This window comes from Microlunatus phosphovorus NM-1, assembly GCF_000270245.1.
GTDB classification, from domain to species: domain Bacteria; phylum Actinomycetota; class Actinomycetes; order Propionibacteriales; family Propionibacteriaceae; genus Microlunatus; species Microlunatus phosphovorus.
This window is the reverse complement of sequence record NC_015635.1, coordinates 2,137,865-2,155,084: the sequence shown is the minus strand read 5'-3', so window position 1 is coordinate 2,155,084 and position 17,220 is coordinate 2,137,865. Positions and strand designations below refer to the sequence as shown.

19 protein-coding genes are annotated in these 17,220 nt (G+C 66.8%); 11 read left to right on the top strand and 8 right to left on the bottom strand.

The window, feature by feature from the left end; translation table 11 throughout:
* The first annotated feature begins 495 nt into the window (after positions 1–495).
* The 5 genes from MLP_RS09760 (at position 496) to MLP_RS09740 (ending at position 6,790) form a co-directional block, all read left to right on the top strand.
* Positions 496–912, top strand: coding sequence for a GNAT family N-acetyltransferase (locus MLP_RS09760; RefSeq protein WP_013862903.1), 417 nt, complete (start codon positions 496–498; stop codon positions 910–912).
* Between the two features lie 142 nt (positions 913–1,054).
* On the top strand, positions 1,055–2,314 hold the full coding sequence (locus MLP_RS09755; RefSeq protein WP_013862902.1) for an AGE family epimerase/isomerase: 1,260 nt from the start codon (positions 1,055–1,057) through the stop codon (positions 2,312–2,314).
* 46 nt (positions 2,315–2,360) lie between these two features.
* Positions 2,361–2,912, top strand: a complete 552-nt coding sequence (locus MLP_RS26255; RefSeq protein WP_013862901.1) for a universal stress protein — start codon at positions 2,361–2,363, stop codon at positions 2,910–2,912.
* A gap of 420 nt (positions 2,913–3,332) precedes the next feature.
* Entirely contained in the window at positions 3,333–5,483 is a 2,151-nt protein-coding gene (helR, locus tag MLP_RS09745; RefSeq protein ID WP_013862900.1) for an RNA polymerase recycling motor ATPase HelR, read from the top strand.
* A gap of 140 nt (positions 5,484–5,623) precedes the next feature.
* On the top strand, positions 5,624–6,790 hold the full coding sequence (locus MLP_RS09740) for a hypothetical protein (protein WP_156821102.1): 1,167 nt from the start codon (positions 5,624–5,626) through the stop codon (positions 6,788–6,790).
* A gap of 8 nt (positions 6,791–6,798) precedes the next feature.
* Here the strand turns inward: MLP_RS09740 and MLP_RS09735 are convergent, their stop codons facing one another.
* Positions 6,799–7,437 carry a DUF1345 domain-containing protein gene (locus MLP_RS09735; RefSeq protein ID WP_013862898.1) on the bottom strand — a complete coding sequence of 213 codons (639 nt, stop codon included), beginning with the start codon at positions 7,435–7,437 and terminating at the stop codon, positions 6,799–6,801.
* Between the two features lie 179 nt (positions 7,438–7,616).
* Here MLP_RS09735 and MLP_RS09730 point away from each other — a divergent pair, with 179 nt between their 5' ends.
* Together MLP_RS09730 and MLP_RS09725 are read left to right on the top strand one after the other, a co-directional pair.
* Positions 7,617–8,933: an MFS transporter gene (locus MLP_RS09730; RefSeq protein WP_013862897.1), complete on the top strand. Its 1,317-nt coding sequence runs from the start codon at positions 7,617–7,619 to the stop codon at positions 8,931–8,933.
* A 359-nt stretch (positions 8,934–9,292) separates the two neighbouring features.
* A complete protein-coding gene (locus MLP_RS09725) occupies positions 9,293–9,508 on the top strand; it encodes a hypothetical protein (protein WP_013862896.1) in 216 nt (71 codons plus the stop codon).
* 41 nt (positions 9,509–9,549) lie between these two features.
* Here MLP_RS09725 and MLP_RS09720 read toward each other — a convergent pair whose 3' ends face one another.
* Together MLP_RS09720 and MLP_RS09715 are read right to left on the bottom strand one after the other, a co-directional pair.
* The gene (locus tag MLP_RS09720; protein WP_013862895.1) at positions 9,550–9,873 is read right to left on the bottom strand and encodes a branched-chain amino acid transporter permease; all 324 of its coding nucleotides are present in this window, start codon (positions 9,871–9,873) and stop codon (positions 9,550–9,552) included.
* Positions 9,866–10,579, bottom strand: a complete 714-nt coding sequence (locus MLP_RS09715) for an AzlC family ABC transporter permease (RefSeq protein ID WP_269453383.1) — start codon at positions 10,577–10,579, stop codon at positions 9,866–9,868. The genes MLP_RS09720 and MLP_RS09715 overlap by 8 nt, the downstream gene beginning before the upstream one ends.
* Before the next feature lie 80 nt (positions 10,580–10,659).
* Between MLP_RS09715 and MLP_RS09710 the strand changes: the two genes are divergently transcribed.
* Entirely contained in the window at positions 10,660–11,112 is a 453-nt protein-coding gene (locus MLP_RS09710; RefSeq protein ID WP_013862893.1) for an Lrp/AsnC family transcriptional regulator, read from the top strand.
* Positions 11,113–11,221: 109 nt separating this feature from the next.
* On the opposite strand, the gene MLP_RS09705 is transcribed toward MLP_RS09710, so the two are convergent.
* Positions 11,222–11,830 (bottom strand): TetR/AcrR family transcriptional regulator, encoded by a 609-nt coding sequence (locus MLP_RS09705; RefSeq protein WP_013862892.1) that lies wholly within the window; start codon positions 11,828–11,830, stop codon positions 11,222–11,224.
* A 121-nt stretch (positions 11,831–11,951) separates the two neighbouring features.
* Here MLP_RS09705 and MLP_RS09700 point away from each other — a divergent pair, with 121 nt between their 5' ends.
* Complete coding sequence (locus MLP_RS09700; RefSeq protein WP_013862891.1) at positions 11,952–12,929, top strand: quinone oxidoreductase family protein; 978 nt, start codon at positions 11,952–11,954, stop codon at positions 12,927–12,929.
* A gap of 82 nt (positions 12,930–13,011) precedes the next feature.
* Here MLP_RS09700 and MLP_RS29215 read toward each other — a convergent pair whose 3' ends face one another.
* Together MLP_RS29215 and MLP_RS29210 are read right to left on the bottom strand one after the other, a co-directional pair.
* Positions 13,012–13,734: an aldehyde dehydrogenase family protein gene (locus MLP_RS29215; protein ID WP_013862890.1), complete on the bottom strand. Its 723-nt coding sequence runs from the start codon at positions 13,732–13,734 to the stop codon at positions 13,012–13,014.
* The gene (locus tag MLP_RS29210) at positions 13,728–14,621 is read right to left on the bottom strand and encodes an aldehyde dehydrogenase family protein (RefSeq protein WP_013862889.1); all 894 of its coding nucleotides are present in this window, start codon (positions 14,619–14,621) and stop codon (positions 13,728–13,730) included. The genes MLP_RS29215 and MLP_RS29210 overlap by 7 nt, the downstream gene beginning before the upstream one ends.
* A gap of 45 nt (positions 14,622–14,666) precedes the next feature.
* On the opposite strand from MLP_RS29210, the gene MLP_RS28940 reads away from it, so the two are divergent.
* Both MLP_RS28940 and MLP_RS29470 read left to right on the top strand, forming a co-directional pair.
* Positions 14,667–15,455 (top strand): GAF domain-containing protein, encoded by a 789-nt coding sequence (locus tag MLP_RS28940; RefSeq protein WP_013862888.1) that lies wholly within the window; start codon positions 14,667–14,669, stop codon positions 15,453–15,455.
* Positions 15,401–15,553 (top strand): helix-turn-helix domain-containing protein, encoded by a 153-nt coding sequence (locus MLP_RS29470; RefSeq protein ID WP_083843774.1) that lies wholly within the window; start codon positions 15,401–15,403, stop codon positions 15,551–15,553. Before MLP_RS28940 ends, MLP_RS29470 begins: the two co-directional genes overlap by 55 nt.
* Here MLP_RS29470 and MLP_RS26250 read toward each other — a convergent pair.
* Positions 15,527–16,123, bottom strand: coding sequence for a DUF5994 family protein (locus MLP_RS26250; RefSeq protein WP_156821101.1), 597 nt, complete (start codon positions 16,121–16,123; stop codon positions 15,527–15,529). The two genes, MLP_RS29470 and MLP_RS26250, sit on opposite strands and share 27 nt — an antisense overlap.
* A gap of 208 nt (positions 16,124–16,331) precedes the next feature.
* On the bottom strand, positions 16,332–17,216 hold the full coding sequence (locus tag MLP_RS09680; protein WP_013862885.1) for a dihydrodipicolinate synthase family protein: 885 nt from the start codon (positions 17,214–17,216) through the stop codon (positions 16,332–16,334).
* Between the last annotated feature and the right edge of the window lie 4 nt (positions 17,217–17,220).

Sequence of the window (17,220 nt, the reverse complement as noted above, 5' to 3'; positions counted from 1 at the left end):
GCAAAACGTACCGACCCTCCGCTCGACTCCCGGTCGTTCTTGGCCCGCGGGCGCAAAACGTACCGACCCTCCGCTCGACTCCCGGTCGTTCTTGGCCCGCGGGCGCAAAACGTACCGACCTTCCCCTCGACTCCCGGTCGTTCTTGGCCCGCGGGCGCAAAACGTACCGACCTTCCCCTCGACTCCCGGTCGTTCTTGGCCCGCGGGCGCAAGACGTACGGGCCTTCCACTCGACTCCCGGTCGTTCTTGGCCCGCCGTCGCGAAGCGTACGCGGGGGTGTTGCGGCACCGCGCATCGTCGCCCAGGGTGGCACCGAACGGACCGCCTCGAAAAGGAGCAGCTTGCGCCGAGAAGGCGCAGACACACCTCAAATCGGCGATTTCGCCTGTTGCTGCTCCTTCTCGATGCGAGACCGAGCCGTCATACCCCGCCACCGGGGCGCCTACGCCGGCGCCAGCACGCCGAAACCCGGCTGCACCTGACACCATCGCAATGTGCAGAGCCAGCTGGAATATCGAGTCGGATTCTCCGTCGACGATCGGGTCCTCTCCGAGTTGCACGCCAGGGCATTCGCCTACCCTGCAGATCCACCGCCTGTCACGGTGCAGCCGTGGGCATCCCGTCTGCAAAGGCACAGTGTGGCCTGGGTGGGCGCCTTCGCCGCCGACGACCTGATCGGATTCGTCCATGCTTGCTGGGACGGCGGTCTCCACGCATTCCTGCTGGACACGGTGGTTGACCCGCGTCATCGCGGCCAGCGTGTCGGGAGCGAGCTTGTGTCCAGACTCGCTGATCAGGTCAAGGGGGCAGGTTGCGAATGGCTCCACGTCGACTACCTGCCGCACCTCGACTCGTTCTACCGTGCCTGCGGCTTCCGGCCCACCCACGCAGGCCTGATTCAGCTTGTCTAGTCCGACCCGGCCCGATGAGCCAAGCCAGCCACCTCAGGACGAGCTCCTGCAGCAGGCGTACGTTCCGACGACCGGGCACTCCGCGGCACCCGGCTATGGTTTCGGACTGAGCACTCTCCACGTCGCGAAGGGTTCTGCCACCATGCCAGCCACCACTCCCCTGCCGCACAGCGCCGCCCACCTCGGTTGGCTGGCTGCCCAGGAACGCCAGCTCCTCACCTTCGGCCGTCGCGTGGTGCGCGAGCCGAGTGGGCTGGCGCATTGGCTCGGCGATGATGGCGCCCCCGACCTCAACCAGCCCTCCCACACCTTCATCACCGCCCGGATGGCGCATGTCTACTTCCTCGCCACGATGCGCGGCATTCCCGGTGGCGCTTTGCTGGCCGACCGGCTCCTCACCGCGCTGGACACCGCGGCCCGCGACCAACACCACACCGGCTGGCTGGACCGCCAGCCTGACGCCGTGAGCGCCGCCGACCTCGCGCCAGAGCCCGAGCCCCAGCCCGACAAGCAGACGTACAGTCATGCCTTCGTCATCCTGGCCGCCGCCACGGGCACTCAGGCCGGCCATCCGGTGGCGCCGCGACTGCTCGAGGAAGCGCTGCAGCTCACGGTCGACCGATTCGGCGAGCACGGCGGCCCCCTGTTCGCCGACAGCCTCAGCGCGGATCTCGCCACGGTTCGGCCTTACCGCGGCATCAATGCCAACATGCACATGGTCGAGGCGTTGTTGGCCGCAGCCGATGCCACCGGTGAGCAGGGCTGGGCCGAACGGGCGAGCGCCATCTGCGACTTCGTGATCGAGCAAGCCGCCGGCAACCAGTGGCGCATCCCCGAGCACTACACCAGTGATTGGCAGCCCGAGCTGGAATACAACGCCGACCAGCCGGCCGACCAGTTCCGGCCCTACGGCGCCACCGTCGGCCACGCCTTCGAGTGGGCCCGACTGCTCGTCCAGGCCGCACCGGCCGAGCATCGCGACCACTACCTCAGCGCCGCGATCAGTCTGACTGATCAGGCCGTCGCCGACGGCTGGGCCCGGTCCGGGCATCCCGGATTCGCCTACACCACCGACTGGAGCGGTCAGCCGGTCATCGACGACCGCCTCCACTGGGTGGCCGCCGAGGCGATCGCCACCGCCGCGACCCTGTGGCAGGCCACCGGTGACACCCGCTACCAGTCCTGGTACGACGCCTGGTGGGACTACACCGCCACCTATCTCATCGACCACACCCACGGCTCCTGGCATCACCAGCTCGACCCGCAGAACCAGCCCAGCAGCACCATCTGGGCCGGCAAACCAGATCTATACCACGCCTACCAGGCGGTCCTGATCTCCCAGCTCCCGATCCGCCGCAGCATCGCCGCCGCGGTCCTCGCGGGCGAGTCAAGCGACGGCTAGAGTTCCGCTGTCGCCGCGCCGCGGCGACTGACTACGAAGGAGCATCATGGCTGATCTTGATGACAACCGGCCCTACACGGTTGTGGTCGGTGTGAGCGCGACATCCAAGTCGCAGGCCGCGCTGACCTGGGCACAGCATGAGGTCGAACGATGTGGCGGTCGGTTGATCGCCGTACGTGCCTGGCGAATGCCTACTCCGCCGGCCAGTCCCGCCGGCGCGCCCGCCGTGGACGTCCCGCAGCCCGGCGACGTCGAGGCCCACGCTCACCAAACGCTGGAGGAAGATGTTGCCGGCGTGCTCGGTGACGATCACACCGCCGAGATCCGCCTGGTCCGCGGCGGCAAGATGAAGGCCCTGATCCGGGCCGCTGCCGAGGCAGATCTGCTGGTGGTCGACGCGCCACGGCAGCTGCATGCCGGACCCATGTTCGCCCATCGGCTGGTCTATTCCGCGACCTGCCCGGTAGTCATCATGCCGCCGGCGGTCACCGGCGAGCAGTCGACGGTTGCCCGGGTTGCCAAGAGTGTGGCCGGCGGTCTCGTCCCGCTGGGCGGCTCTGCCGAATACCCCGCGTACCGTCCGCCGATGCGCTTCTAGCTCACTGGGAGGGTGGTGTTGAACGGCGGCCGGTAGCGAGCAGGCGCCCGGGTGCGTGCCGGACAAGGCGTCGGAGGAGTCGGATGGCGGGGTTCTAGCCGCGACGACGACAACGCACTCCGGTGCGTGCTCGGGTTCCGCGCAGTAGGTCGTCGTTCGACACCACCTCCCAGGACTGCGCAGCACGATCACGACATGCTCAGACGCCGAGCCTGACCACCGACGCCGTGTGACAACAGACGCCTGTCGCCCATCGGGGCGGCAGGCGTCTGTCACATCGGTGCGGAACGTCAGCGTACGGAGGTCGATCGAAGCGCCCTCAGTTTCAACGTATAACGCACCTGGGGGCTTGCCGCAAGACCCCGGTCACGAGGGAGAATCACGGCCGCACACGATCTCGTACGTTTCGGAGCTGATGACGTGACCCTCGCCCCCACCCACGTGTTCGCACTGCCGGACAACCTCGCCGCCAAGACCGATGCTCGGCTGATCGCCGGTGATGAGCAGCACTTCGCCGCGGTCGTCGCCACCCTGGACCAACAGATCGCCGCATTGGACGAACAGCTGAGCCGCCTCCGCAAGACCACGGCCGGCACCGGCCGGCGCGCGTCCGATCGTGATCTGGAGATCCATCGGATATCGGCGCAGTTGCGGCTGCTTCGTCGCTTCGGCATCGACGTCTGTCTTGGCCGGATGGTATTCGCCGATGGCTCCGATCCGGTCTACGTCGGCCGGATCGGGCTGGCCGACAGCACCGGTCGGCGGCTGCTCGTCGACTGGCGTACGCCGGCGGCCGAGCCCTTTTTCGCCGCGACCCACGCCCACACCCTGGGGCTGGCCAGCCGTCGCCGCTATCGCTGGAGCAACGGCCGGATCACCGACTACTGGGACGAGGTCTTCATCGCTGACGGCCTCCAGACCCATACGGCCCCGGACGAGGACTCCGCCTTCATCGCGAGCCTCGCGGCCAGCCGGTCACCCCGGATGCAGTCGGTGCTCGGCACCATCCAGGCCGACCAGGATGCGATCATCCGCGCCGACTCCCACGGAGCGCTGGTCGTCGACGGCGGACCCGGCACCGGGAAGACCGTGGTGGCGCTGCACCGGGCGGCCTACCTGCTGTACGCGGATCCACGGGTGAGTGACCATCGCGGCGGCGTGCTGTTCATCGGCCCGCACCGGCCCTACCTCGCCTACGTCGCCGATGTCTTGCCGAGCCTGGGCGAAGAAGGCGTGCAGATCTGCACCTTGCGCGATCTGGTCGCCGAAGGTGCGACCGCGACGGAGGAGATCGACCCGGAGGTGGCCCGGCTGAAGTCATCGGCCCGGATGGTGACGGCGATCGAGCCTGCCGTGGGCCTGTACGAAGAGCCGCCGACCGCGGATCTGCTGGTCGAGACCTACCTGGCCGACATCGAGCTGAGTGCCGCCGACTGGGCGGAGGCCTTCGAGGCGCCTGAGCCCGGCACCCCGCACAACGAGGCACGCGACCAGGTGTGGGAGGCGCTGCTGGAGATCTTGATCGACAACTCAGACGACCCCGACGTCCCGCCGGATCAGCTGCGCAGACTGCTGCGGCAACACGATGAGCTGACAACTGCGTTCACCCGGGCCTGGACCTTGATCGAGGCCGCCGACCTGGTCGGTGACCTGTGGTCGGTGCCCGCGTACCTGCGTCGCTGCGCACCCTGGCTGTCTCGCGAGGAGGTACGGGCGCTGCAGCGCGACGACCCGCAGGCCTGGACCGTCTCCGATCTGCCGCTGCTGGATGCGGCCCGACTACGGCTCGGGGATCCAGAGTCGGTGGCCCGCAAGCGTCGCCGCGAGGCAGCCGTGGCCGCGGAACGGGAGGTCCGAAACCGGGTCACCGAGAGCATCATGGAGAACCTGGAGGGCTACGCCGAGGACGTGATCATGCTCAAGGGCAGGGATCTCCAGGAGGCCCTGATCGACGAGGCTGGGCTGCCGAGCACCGAGCCGGATCTGCTCGCGGGACCGTTCTCCCACGTGATCGTCGACGAGGCACAAGAGCTGACCGACGCCGAGTGGCAGATGCTGTTGCGCCGGTGCCCGTCGCGCAGTTTCACGATCGTCGGCGACCGGGCTCAGGCGCGCCACGGGTTCACCGAGTCCTGGCCGGAGCGACTGGCTCGGGTCGGCCTCGATCAGGTTGAGCTCGCCACCTTGACCGTGAACTACCGGACCCCGGCGGAGGTGATGGCCGCCGCCGAGCCGGTCATCCGGACCGTCATCCCCGATGCGAACGTGCCGACCTCGATCCGGCGTGCCGGGGCCCCGGTCGCGTACGGATCGCGCGCCGACCTGGGCAGGATCATCGACGACTGGCTCGCCACCCATGCCGAGGGCACGGTCTGTGTGATCGGCGACCCGACGGTCACCGACACCGTCCGGGTGCGTTCACTGTCACCGCAGGATGTGAAGGGACTCGAGTTCGATCTGGTCGTGCTGGTCGACCCCGACCTGTTCGGGACCGGGGTCGAGGGCATCGTCGATCGCTATGTCGCCATGACCCGCGCCACTCAGCAACTGGTCATCCTCACCAGTCCCTGAACTCGCGGATCGGTGGCAGGCTGACAGCCTCACTGGATCCGAGGATTGCCCTGCCATCTCCTGCCATCTGACGCTCGCTGTATCTGAAAACGCATCCGCCGGTCCTTCAGTCACCATTCCCTGTCACCGGGAGCGCCAGCATGTCTGTCAAAGCACGTCCCACTCTCGTCTTTGCGACGAACGCCTGGAAATCGCCCAGCAGCGTGACCAATATCCAGGGGATGGTTCGCGATCCTGAGACCGGGGACTACTTCATCACTCAGGCCCGCAATGTCCGCGGCCAGAGCATGCAGAATGTCGTGATCCGGCGGCACCACGCCAACCTCAAATACGTCGACCGACGCATCATCACCAAAGGTGGACACGCATCCTCGATCGGCGTCGAACAAGACGGTCGGACCATGATCTGGCTCGGACACAAAGCCAAGGGGACGGGCCGCTTCTCCTACGATTCCGGCCAGAACAGCTTCCAAGTGATCGGGTCGCTGCCGAAAGAGGGCGACATCTCCGTCCATGGTGACGTCGCTTGTATCCGCAATGGCCACCGCTACCGCGGCTACCGGCTGTCCGATGCCAAATCCGGCCGCACCACCAAACTGTTCGACTTCCGCATCCCCCGATGGGCCAAGACGAAGGACAAGAAGGAGCGTTTCCAAGGCCACGTGGTGGTATCCCAGGGACCCGACGAAGGCCTGGTCCTGGTCCACCGCGACGTGGGCACCAAGAAGGAGTCGCGGGCGATGGCGTTCACGTTCACCGGGGACAAGGTGGCCGAGATCGACACGACGGACATGGGTGACGAGGCCGAGGGCTTCCTCGTCGAGGAGAAGAACGGCAGCTGCCGGGTGTGGGTGGTGAAACGCACCGGGCGCGCCGACAAGAAGCGGACGGTGGTCGCGACCTTGTGGCTGGATGCCCTGACTCTGGCGCCCATCGATCCTGTGATCACCGACCTGGAGCTCAAGCCCACCGCCCTCGCCACGGAGATCGCGGCTGTGTTCAGGCGGCTTGGCGTGCCGAAAGCGCTCAAGGCGGCGTCGACGATCAAGGCGGCGCGCGGTGGGTACGTGTCCCGCTACACCTACTACGTACAGCGGTGGCTGATCGCGCTCGACTACTACCATTCCGCGCACGACGGCAAGTGGGGCACGCTGACCCAAAAGGCCTACGACGAGTTCCGCAGCAACATCCGACCGGAGTGGCCCCCGCAAGACCTGGTCGGTCTCCCCGGCATCACCTCACTCACCCTGCTGCGCAACGCCGCCGTCAAGGCGACCCTCCAGGACCAGCTGCCGGTCCTCCCCTGAGGCCGCTCTCAGCCCGTCACGATGCCGGCGACCAGATTGATGGTGGCGGCCAGGATGACCGTGCCGAACACGTACGAGAGCAGGCAGTGCCGCAGGATCACCGACCGGTAGGCACTGGTCGAGACGTTGTTGTCGGAGACCTGGAAGGTCATGCCCAGGTTGTAGCTGAAGTAGAAGAAGTCCCGATATGCCGGAGCCTCGTCGCTGTTGAAGTCGATCCCGCCCACCGGTGCGGAGTAGTACAGATGTGCGTAGCGGGCCGCGTACATCAGGTGCAGCATGCCCCAGGTCATGAAGACCCCGAACAGCCCGAGAGCTGCCGCCACCTGCCGGCTCGCGGACTGGCCGAGCAGCAGCAGCACGATGATTCCCACGATGCTCGCCAACGCGGCCGCCACGATCACCACTTCGTCGACGAACGGGCGGAAGTCCTCCCGTTGGCAATGAGCCCGGGTGGCCCCGCTGGACATCGGCCAGAGCACGATGGCCCCGAGGACGACGAAGGTGGCCGCCATCGCCCCGATGCCGCAGAGCACTCCCAGCGGCACGCTCGCCAGCAGTCCGACGATCGTCCCGGCGCCCAGTCCCAGCACGGCCGCGGCCGCCAGGCGTGCGGCGGCCGACCACGATGCGAACCCACTCGACATGTCGACAGCATGCCCTATGCCGCCGCTGCTCCGGCAGGTCCGGGGTGCTCGTCTGGGCGACTCGCCCGACAGCGGGCCTGAGTTCTTTCGAGAGTCCTCTTAGATAAGGTGCCTAGCCAGCAGGGTCGACCTGAACCGGCGACACCGCGGCGGCGGGACAGACAACGAAGGAGTTGTGAATGAGCAGCCCGGGCATCGACCAGGGAGCCCCGGCTCCGCCGTCGCGACAGACGATGCGTCGGGTGGCCTTCGCGAGCTTCGTCGGCACCGCCATCGAGTACTACGACTTCTACATCTACGGCACCGCCGCGGCGCTGGTGTTTCCCAAAGTGTTCTTCCCGGAGCAGACCCCGGTCATCGCGGCGCTGCTGTCGTTCGCGACCTTCGGTGTCGCCTTCTTCTCTCGCCCGGTCGGTGCCGCCATCTTCGGCCATTTCGGCGATCGCATCGGACGTAAGCGCACCCTGGTCGCCACCCTGCTGATCATGGGCTTCTCCACCATCGCGGTCGGGCTGATCCCGCCCGCCGCGATGATCGGCGTCCTCGCCCCGATCCTGCTGGTGTTCTTCCGCTTCACGCAGGGCTTCGCCGTCGGCGGCGAGTGGGCGGGTTCGGCGTTGCTCAGTGCTGAGTACGCCGCTCCGGAGAAGCGCGGCTTCTACGGCATGTTCACCCAGCTGGGCGTCGAGGCGGGTCTGCTGCTCACCAACCTGATCTTCCTCGTGGTCAGCACCACCATCGGCGAGGCCAGTGACGCCTTCCTCAGCTGGGGCTGGCGGCTGCCGTTCCTCTTCAGCGCCGTCCTGGTCGCCGTCGCGCTCTATGTGCGACTGAACATCGAGGAGACGCCGGTGTTCAAGAAGGAGAAGGACAGCCACTCGGTGTCCAAGGTCCCGCTGGGCGACCTGTTCCGCAACCAGCCCAAGCAGGTGCTGTTCGGTGCGGGCTGCATGGTCGGTGTCTTCACCTTCAGCTTCATGGGCGGCACCTATCTGACTGGTTATGCAAGCCGGGTGTTGGAGCATCCCCGCTGGTTGGTGCTGCTCGCCGGTGCGCTCGGCGCCGTCGCGATGCTGATCATGACCGCGATCTCGGCGGCCATGTGCGACAAGCGCGGGCGGCGGCCGATCATCCTGCTCGGCTTCGCGCTGGCCGTGCCGTGGTCGTTCGTCGTGATGCCGCTGCTCGACACCGGGTCGCCTGCGTTGCTGATCCTCGGCATCATGGGCACCTTCGGCATTCTCGGCATCACCTACGGCCCGATGGCCTCCTTCATCCCCGAGCAGTTCCACACCCGCTACCGCTACACCGGCGCCGGCCTGGCGTTCAACCTCGCCGGCATCCTCGGCGGTGCCGTGCCACCGCTGGTCGCGACCGCGCTGCTGACCACATACGGCAGTTGGGCGATCGGCGCGATGCTGGCTCTCCTGGTGGGCGTGAGCCTGGTGAGCACCTACGCCTTGAAGGAGACCCAAGGGGTGAGCATCCAGGGCTGATCTCCTCGGGAGGCGACCCCCGGCTTCGGGAGCCATCAGCGGTCCTGGGGCTCGCGTCCCGGGGCATTGTGGCTTTGACCTGACCTGTTGGCGCCCGGGTCCGGTCACGTGTAGGTCGTGTCCCGGACCCGGAAACCGGCCGGGAATCCATCCAACGCCGCAGATTCCGGAGCCCTGGTGTGAGCCCTGCGGTCGTCCGTGGCCCGGCGGCGTCAGGTGTACGCGGCTGACGCGCACCTGCCGGTCGTCCGTGGCCCGGGGGCGCCAAACCTCCGCGGTTCACGCCCGAGCCGCCCACTTCTGTGGCCCGGCGGCGCCAGACGCCCACGCGCACCTGCGGTCGTCCGTAGCCCGGGGCGGTGACCACCGCCGACCCACTCCGTGCCGAAGGCGAAGCACGCGGACGCGATGAAGGGCGTGTCGAAGGCCGAGCCGAGACCTTGCTGGACCTGCTCGGCATCAAGTTCGCAGGTTCCGACATCGAGGAGTTGATCCGCACCTCCTCCGCCAGCCAGTTGGAGACCTGGACCCGGCGTATCCCCACCGCCACGACCCTGGATGACATCTTCGCCTGATCCGCGACACCACGGGATGCGCGACAGTCAGCGAAGCACCATCAGAGATTCACCAGAAGCACGAAGGTCAGGGTGCCGAGGCCGACGCTGAGCAGAGTGCGACGCCCGAACAGCAAGTGTGTGGCCGCGGTGACGCCTACGGCCACGACCGCCGCGGGCAAGTGGCCGTTGCCGGCAAAGGCGGAACTGCGGAAGGTGGCCACAGCCAAGATCGACAAGATCCCGACCGGCATCCACTGAGCCATGGTCTGCACGAACACCGACTCCCGCAGCGGGTTCAAGATCGCGAACGGCAGAGCCCGCAACGCCACGGTGATGACGAACACGATCACCATCACCGCCGCCAGATAGCTGGTGTCAGGCATGCACACCACCCCGATCCCGGCGGGCCGTGACGGCGTACCGGATGATCAAGGCGGCCACAAACAGCAGCAATCCGACGAACAGCGTGGAACCCGGCGCCACCACCAGAGCCGCGGCAAAGGTCATTCCGGCGAGCAGCAACGACGGCACTTGCCGGCGCGTCCGGCAGGCGTCGAGGGTCAGGGTCACGAACAGCGCGCACAGCGCGAAGTCCAGGCCCGCCACCTGCGCCGGCAGCAAGGAGCCGATCACCACGCCGGTCAACCCACCACCGACCCAGTAGAGCTGAAAGGCGACCTGCATCGACAGCAATCGCCACGATGACCACACCCCGGGGTTCGCGACGGTGACCGCGTACGCCTCGTCGATCAACGCATACACCGAGTAGCTGCGGGCGAGCGGATGGCGGACCACCCGCAGCGGGAACGAGAAGGCATAGAAGACGTGCCGGAAGTTCACCAGGAACGTGGTCAACGCGATCGTGGCCAACGGGGTCGCGGTCACCATCAGTCCGACCAACAACAGCTCCAACGACCCGGCAAACGCAGCGATCGACAGCGCCGGCGCCACCCACCACGGCAGCCCGGCCTGCAACACCAAGAGGCCATAGGCGATGCCAAGCGGATACATCCCCAGCCCGGCCGACAACGACATATGGACACCCGCTGCAGCCTCCGCTCGGCGCAAAGACAGGACCTGATCTGACACGACGGCAACGATGACAGACTCAGCCCGCCATTCGATTGCCAATACTTCTGACGCAAGACCCTGCGATGCAATGATTCAGCATGGATAAGACTGACCAAGCAATCATCGCTCTTCTCCAGCAGGATGCCCGGATGCCGAACACCGTGCTTGCCGATCGGGTGAACCTCACCCCGGGTCCCTGTCTGCGCCGGGTGCAACGCCTCGAATCCGACGGCGTCATCGTTGGTTACCGCGCCCAGCTCGACCCCGTCGCCATCGGCCAGGGCTTCGAGGTCATCCTCGACATCGAGCTGACTCGCTTCGACAAGACCAGCGTGGAGCACTTCGAGACAACCATGGCCGCCTTCGACGAGGTGCTTGAGCTCTATCGGATGTTCGGCTCGCCCGACTACTACGCCCGGATCGCCGTCGCCGATCTCCCGACCTACGAGACCTTCCTCACCGACCACGTCCTCACCATCCCCGATGTCCGGCGCGTGTCCTCACGATTCCCGATGAAGACCGTCAAGTCGCTTCGGCCCAGCGCGAGATAGCAGCAGCCCGTCCGAGCACTTGAGTTCCGTCGCTCACGTTTTCGATAATCCGCCACGCCATGGCACGCTGAGCGCTCCTAACGCGCGGGAGGCGAATCGGTGTGGCAGATTATCGAAATCGCGGGGCCGCTCGACCCGCGATGAGAGCTTGTGCCGTCTGCCGCGCGACCTGCATCGGCTCTGCAAAGGAACGGGTACCAAGCGTGACGAGCGCACCCTCGAGCAGCAACAGGAGCTGACGGGCCAATAGCTCGGGATCAGCCAGCCCTGCCTCGGTGCAAAGCTGGCAGAACCGTCGCAGCATCCACGTCTTCTGGGCAGTCACCTCGACCGGAATGGACTGCCCGGCGTCCTCCGGGCCGGCTTCAGCTCGCGCATTGACAGCACTGCAGCCCTTGGTGGATCGACCCGTGTACCAGAGGTCTGCGGCATCGAAGACCGCAAGCACCCGGTCCGCACCTGCCTCCGGGTGCTCTTCGAGGCAATGCTCGAGATGGTTGCGCCATTGATCCTCACGTCGCTTCAGGTAGGCGAGAACAAGCCCGTCCTTCGACCCGAAGCGTTCGTACAGGGTCTTCTTCGTCACTCCCGACTCCTCAGCGATCCGGTCGACACCCACCGCATGCAGCCCGTGAGCGTAGAAGAGCGCTGATGCGGTCGCCAGGACCCTCTCGGCCGCCGGCGTGAGATGGCCGAGAGAGTCGTATTCGAGGGCCATCCGGATGTTGTACCACGACGGGCTGCAGGTTCAGGACAAGGTAAACAGATCTGTATAGTCATCGCGACAACGGGTCGCCGTTGACGCCACGCCTGGTGGCGCACCCGAGAGGAGATATCCGATGACAGAGCAGGTACGGACGCTGGTCGTCCCCACGTTCGGCGACCCCGAGGTCTACTCCGAGCAGTGGGCCGACCAGTTCACCCCGGGACCGGGCCAGGTGCTGGTGAGACTGACTGTCTCCGGGGTGAACTTCCTCGACGTCGCACAGCGCACTGGCGCGACCCCGGTCCTGGCGCCGTTCGCGGCGGGTGTGGAGGGTGTCGGCGTTGTCACGACACTCGGCCAAGACGTCACCGGCTTCACCACCGGTCAGCGGGTCGGCTGGCTGGCCGGTGGCCAGGGCAGCTTCTCCGAGTACGTCGCCGTCGCCGCCGACAAGCTCGTCGCCATCCCTGACCACATCGATGACGAGACTGCCGTCGGGGCGCTCATGCAGGGCGTGACTGCGCACTACCTGACCACCGACACGTTCCCCGTCGGCCAAGGCGACGTCGTCGTCGTGCATGCCGCGGCGGGCGGGGTCGGCCAGCTGCTCACCCAGATCGCCAAGCTCAAGGGCGCAACCGTCATCGGCACCACCTCGACCGCCGAGAAGGCCGAGATCGCCAGGGTCAACGGCGCCGACCACGTCTTCGGCTACGACGACTTCGCCGACCGCACCCGCGAGGTCAGCGACGGGACCGGCGCATCGGTGGTGTACGACGGCGTCGGTGCCACCACCTTTGCCGACAGTCTCCGCTCCCTACGCATCCGCGGCACGCTCGTCGCCATCGGCAGCGCCAGCGGTCCCGTCCCACCCATCAATGTCAACGCCCTGAACTCTGGCGGATCCCTCTACCTCACCCGCCCCACGGTGATGCACCACATCAGCACATCTGCGGAGCTGAACGGTCGCGCCGCCCAGGTCTTCGACTGGATCACCTCAGGGAAGCTCGGCGTCTCCATTGGCGCACGCTATCCGATCGCCGAGGTCGCGGAGGCTTTCCGCGCCCTCGAGTCACGCCGTACGGTCGGCAAAGTCGTGCTCCGTCACTGACCCACACCACGAACGGACGCACGAGAAGGAGGTACGGCACCTGATTCGGCCGTAAACAGGTGCCGTACCTCCTTCTCGTCGGTCAGTCGAGAGCGAAGAGTCCCATCGAACTGTCGGGCCGATGCTGGTGCTTGACCGCACGAGGGCTGACGAACCGGATCAGATTCCAGATCGTGCCGGCCTTGTCGTTGGTGCCTGAAGCCCGGGCGCCACCGAACGGCTGCTGGCCGACGGTCGCGCCGGTCGGCTTGTCGTTGACGTAATAGTTGCCTGCCGTGTAGCGCAGCGCCTGATCGGACTCGGCGATCGCCGCCTCGTCGGTGGCGAAGACGGCACCGGTCAAGCCGTACTCGCTCGTGGTGTCCACCAAGTCAAGAACCGAGTGCCAGTCGGCATCATCGTAGACGTGGACGGCCATGATCGGACCGAAGTACTCCTCCACCAGATAAGGGCTTCGGGGGTCACTGACCTCGAGCAGGGTCGGCTCCACGAACCATCCGCGTGACCCGTCGGTGTGCCCTCCGACGAGCACCACACCCTCGCGACGGGCTTGGGCAAGCACCGCCTCTTGCTTGGCGTGCTGGCGTGAATTGATCACCGCTCCCAGGTGGATCCCCGGCCGCGTCGGGTCGCCAACCTTCAACACGGCGATCTGGTCGATCAGCTGCTCCTTCAAAGCGGGCCAGAGACTGCGTGGGGCATAGACCCGGGAGACCGCGGCGCACTTCTGTCCCTGATATTCGTAAGCGCCGCGTACGCAGGCGACGGCGGCCGCGGCGACATCGGCCGAGGGGTGGATCAGCACATAGTCCTTGCCACCGGTCTCCCCACGATCCGCGGATAGTCCCGATAGCGAGCGATGTTCGCGCCGACCTCGCCCCAGATGTGCCGGAAGGTCTGCGTCGACCCGGTGAAGTGGACCGCGGACAGGTGCGGGTGCGGTAGCGCCACGCCGCCGATCGCCGGACCGGATCCGGTGATCAGGTTGACCACACCATCGGGGAGTCCCGCTTCCCGCAGCAACTGCAGCGACAGGTGGGCGACCAGCGTGGCGCTTTCGGCCGGTTTCCAGACGACCGTGTTGCCCAGCAACGCCGGTCCGAAGGCGAGGTTGTTCATCGAAGCGAAGTTGAAGGGCGATACCGCGAACACGAAGCCCTCGAGCGGCCGGTAGTCCACCCGGTTGTCGACTCCCGGAGTGTCGATCGGCTGCACACCTTCCGGAGCCTTGGCATTGGCGGCGTTGGCGACCAGGAAGTCGGCCACCTCGGCGACATCGCCGTCGGCCTGCGCCGCCGTCTTCGACAACTCCAGCATCGTGGCCGCGATCAAGCGATCGCGCCATGACCCGGACGAGATCATCTCCGCAGCTCGCAGGAACGGCTCGACGCGGGCTTGACTGCTGCGACGCTTCCAGTCGACGGCGGCGCTCTCGGCCGCGCCGATCGCGGACTCGACATCGGCCGGCGAGGCAACGTGAAAACGACCGAGGGTCGCCGCGTGGTCGTGCGGGGGACGGATCGATGAGGTGACGTGGCTGCGTACCTCACGACCGCCGATGATGAGTGGCAGGTCGAACCTGGCTCGGCGCAGTTCGTCCAGGGCTGCCTCAAGCCCTCGTCGTTCGGCGGTCCCGACTCCGTAGGTGCGGGCCGGGGCAGGTGTGGCTTCATCGATCAGGTCGGCAGTCACGAGACTCTCATCTTTCGTGTTCGGGAGTGCCTCGACCTTAGGGTCGTGCCTTGGCCAGGCACCGCTGCCGGATGCGGAAAGATCGGCGCCGGTTTCGACTTCTGTAAGGTCCGCGCCGACGATATCCACAATGAGGAGGGCGGCATTCGGCCCGACAGCGCTGAGGTTCAGGTGGCCGTCGACCGGCTGGCAGCGACCCTGGATCTGTCGGTGCTGATCGAGGATCGACGGCAACGACCCGTGTGGTGGAGCACCCGTGGCCCGGTCGATCAGACCCGCACCTCGACCATCCTGGATCGTCATGTGGACCGGCAGGCTGCCGATGTCGTCCGTGAGCTGCGGTTGGATCGCGCTGACGGCCCAGTCCGTACGCCGGCCATGCCTGAGCGCGGCATGTGTGCCCGCTGGTGCGTACCGGCCCGCCACGACGAGCACCTGGTCGGCTTCTTGTGGGTGCTGGACCCCGACAGCCTGATCACCGACGAGCACCTGGCGCTGCTGCAGGAGTGCGCTGACCCTGGCGGCGGAGGTGCTGGCTGCGTCATCAGCAGCGGCGGCGGATCAGCGACGGCGTCGCGAGGAGCTGATCGGCATCCTGCTGTCGCGCTCCGACAGCGACGCAGCCGCCGAACTCGCCCGTCTGGAGCACCTTCCTCACGACGTACGCGTCCAGGTCGAAGCACCGGCCAAAGCCGGAGGCTGGGTGCTGCCGGAGGGGATAAGCGCGCAGGTCGTCACCCGCCGACCACGGCGGCGACGTTGCCGCTGCTGCCCAGTCCCTGCATGTGCATCGGACAACCCTGTACTACCGGATGGAACGGATCCAACAGCTGACCGGAGTCGACATCCGGCGCGGTGACGACAGCGTCCACCTGCAATTGGCGCTCTGGCTCGACGCCTACCGCTCAGTCACCATCGGCGTTGGTTCTTGAACCAATGCCGGTCCCAGACGGGCTTTTGCTCTCCCCACCGTCGTCCTCCCAGTGCGACAGCCGTCCGGCAAGGTCGAGGTCGCGTGACTCCTCCAAGATCGCCCGTCCGGTGGCAGCCTTGCTCGGACTGGCCGCGACGAGCATCGCGTGACGGGCAGTCCTTTCGTCCCACTCAGGCGGCACCACCAGCAGCAGGAGAACGCGACTCACTCGGGGTGACGTGCTTCTCAGCATGACCAGGTGAGTGTCGTCCTTCGGGAACGAGCCGAGGCTGACGAAGACCCGGTCGGCCTGAATCCGACGACGAACGTTCCGGTCCCAGTCCGGGGTGGAGTAGATGACACGGCAGATGCGTCCGAACGCCGACGGGAAGTGGTTCACGAGATCGAGGACCTCGGGCACCAGGTCGCGGCTGTAGGGCCACCACGCCCCGTCCACCGCACCGGACCCCGTCGATGGCTTGAGCCGGAGCCGGAGCGGGCGCTCCCCCGGCAACGCCGTGGTGGTCGGGGGCGCGGCGACAGTCCGTCTTGATGGCGTCGAGTGGGCGCGGTGCACGAGACTGGGCATGACGTCCTCAGTTCCACCTGGTCCTCGGATGGGTCCGGCGGAAGCACTGGGATCAAGTGGCTGAAGCCTACTCTCCGAGTGGAAACCGGCTACGACGACCGGTTCACCGGCCGAACGGACCGAGGAGAACGCAGTGAGGTGCGTGCCTGGGCGTCGGACACGGCGACGTAACTTCCGGTCGCGACCACCAACCCGCATCGACCGTCCACTACACGGTGGCGAGCAGCTCCTCGACAAGGGTCTGCAGTGCCGCGATCTTGTCCGCGGGCAGCGGGCTGAACGGCCGGCGCGGGGTGCCCACCGAGAAGCCCGCGATCTCGGCAGCGGCGTAGACCGACTGGACATAGTCGCCCTGATCGAGGTGGGACATCAACGGCTCCAGCGGTCGCCAGAGCTCGCGCGCCTGAGCCCACTCTCCGCGCATGGCGGCTTCGACGAAAGCGGCGCATGCCGTCGGAGCGATATTCGCGCCACCCCAGATGACGCCCGCAGCACCTGCGTAGAGTGCGTAGGCCGCGAGGGTGTCGCTCCCGTTCAGCACCGGCAGACCGGTGCGGATCAGCTCTGCCTCCGCACCCAGGTCGCCCCTGCTGTCCTTGACAGTCACGAAGTTCGGGATCTCGGCGACGAGCCTGCGGAACAGCTCGGGCGAGATGGTCGGAACGGCACCCCCGGGAACGTTGTAACCGATGATCGGCAACCCGCCATCGCCGACGGTCTCGTAGAACGCGAACACATCGTCATCGCTCCGCGGGCCCTCGAAGAAGGGCGGCATCACCATCACGCCGTCCACACCATTGTCGGCAGCGTGTCGGGTGCGAGCCACCACGTCTTCGACCAGAAGCGCGGAGGTCTGCGCCATCACCTTCGCCCGGCCGTTGATGATCTTCGCGCCGCGGGCCACCAGCTCCGCTGACTCTTCTGGCGTGAGGTAGACGTGAATGCCGGTGCCAGAACTGAGCAGGAAACCCTGGATTCCTGCCTCGATGTAGCGCTCGATGTTCTCCTCGAGCCGGCCGAAGGCGATCTTGCCATTCGTGTCGAAAGGGGTGGCCAGGGCGATGTTCAGGCCAGGAAACTGAAAGTCCGACACACGT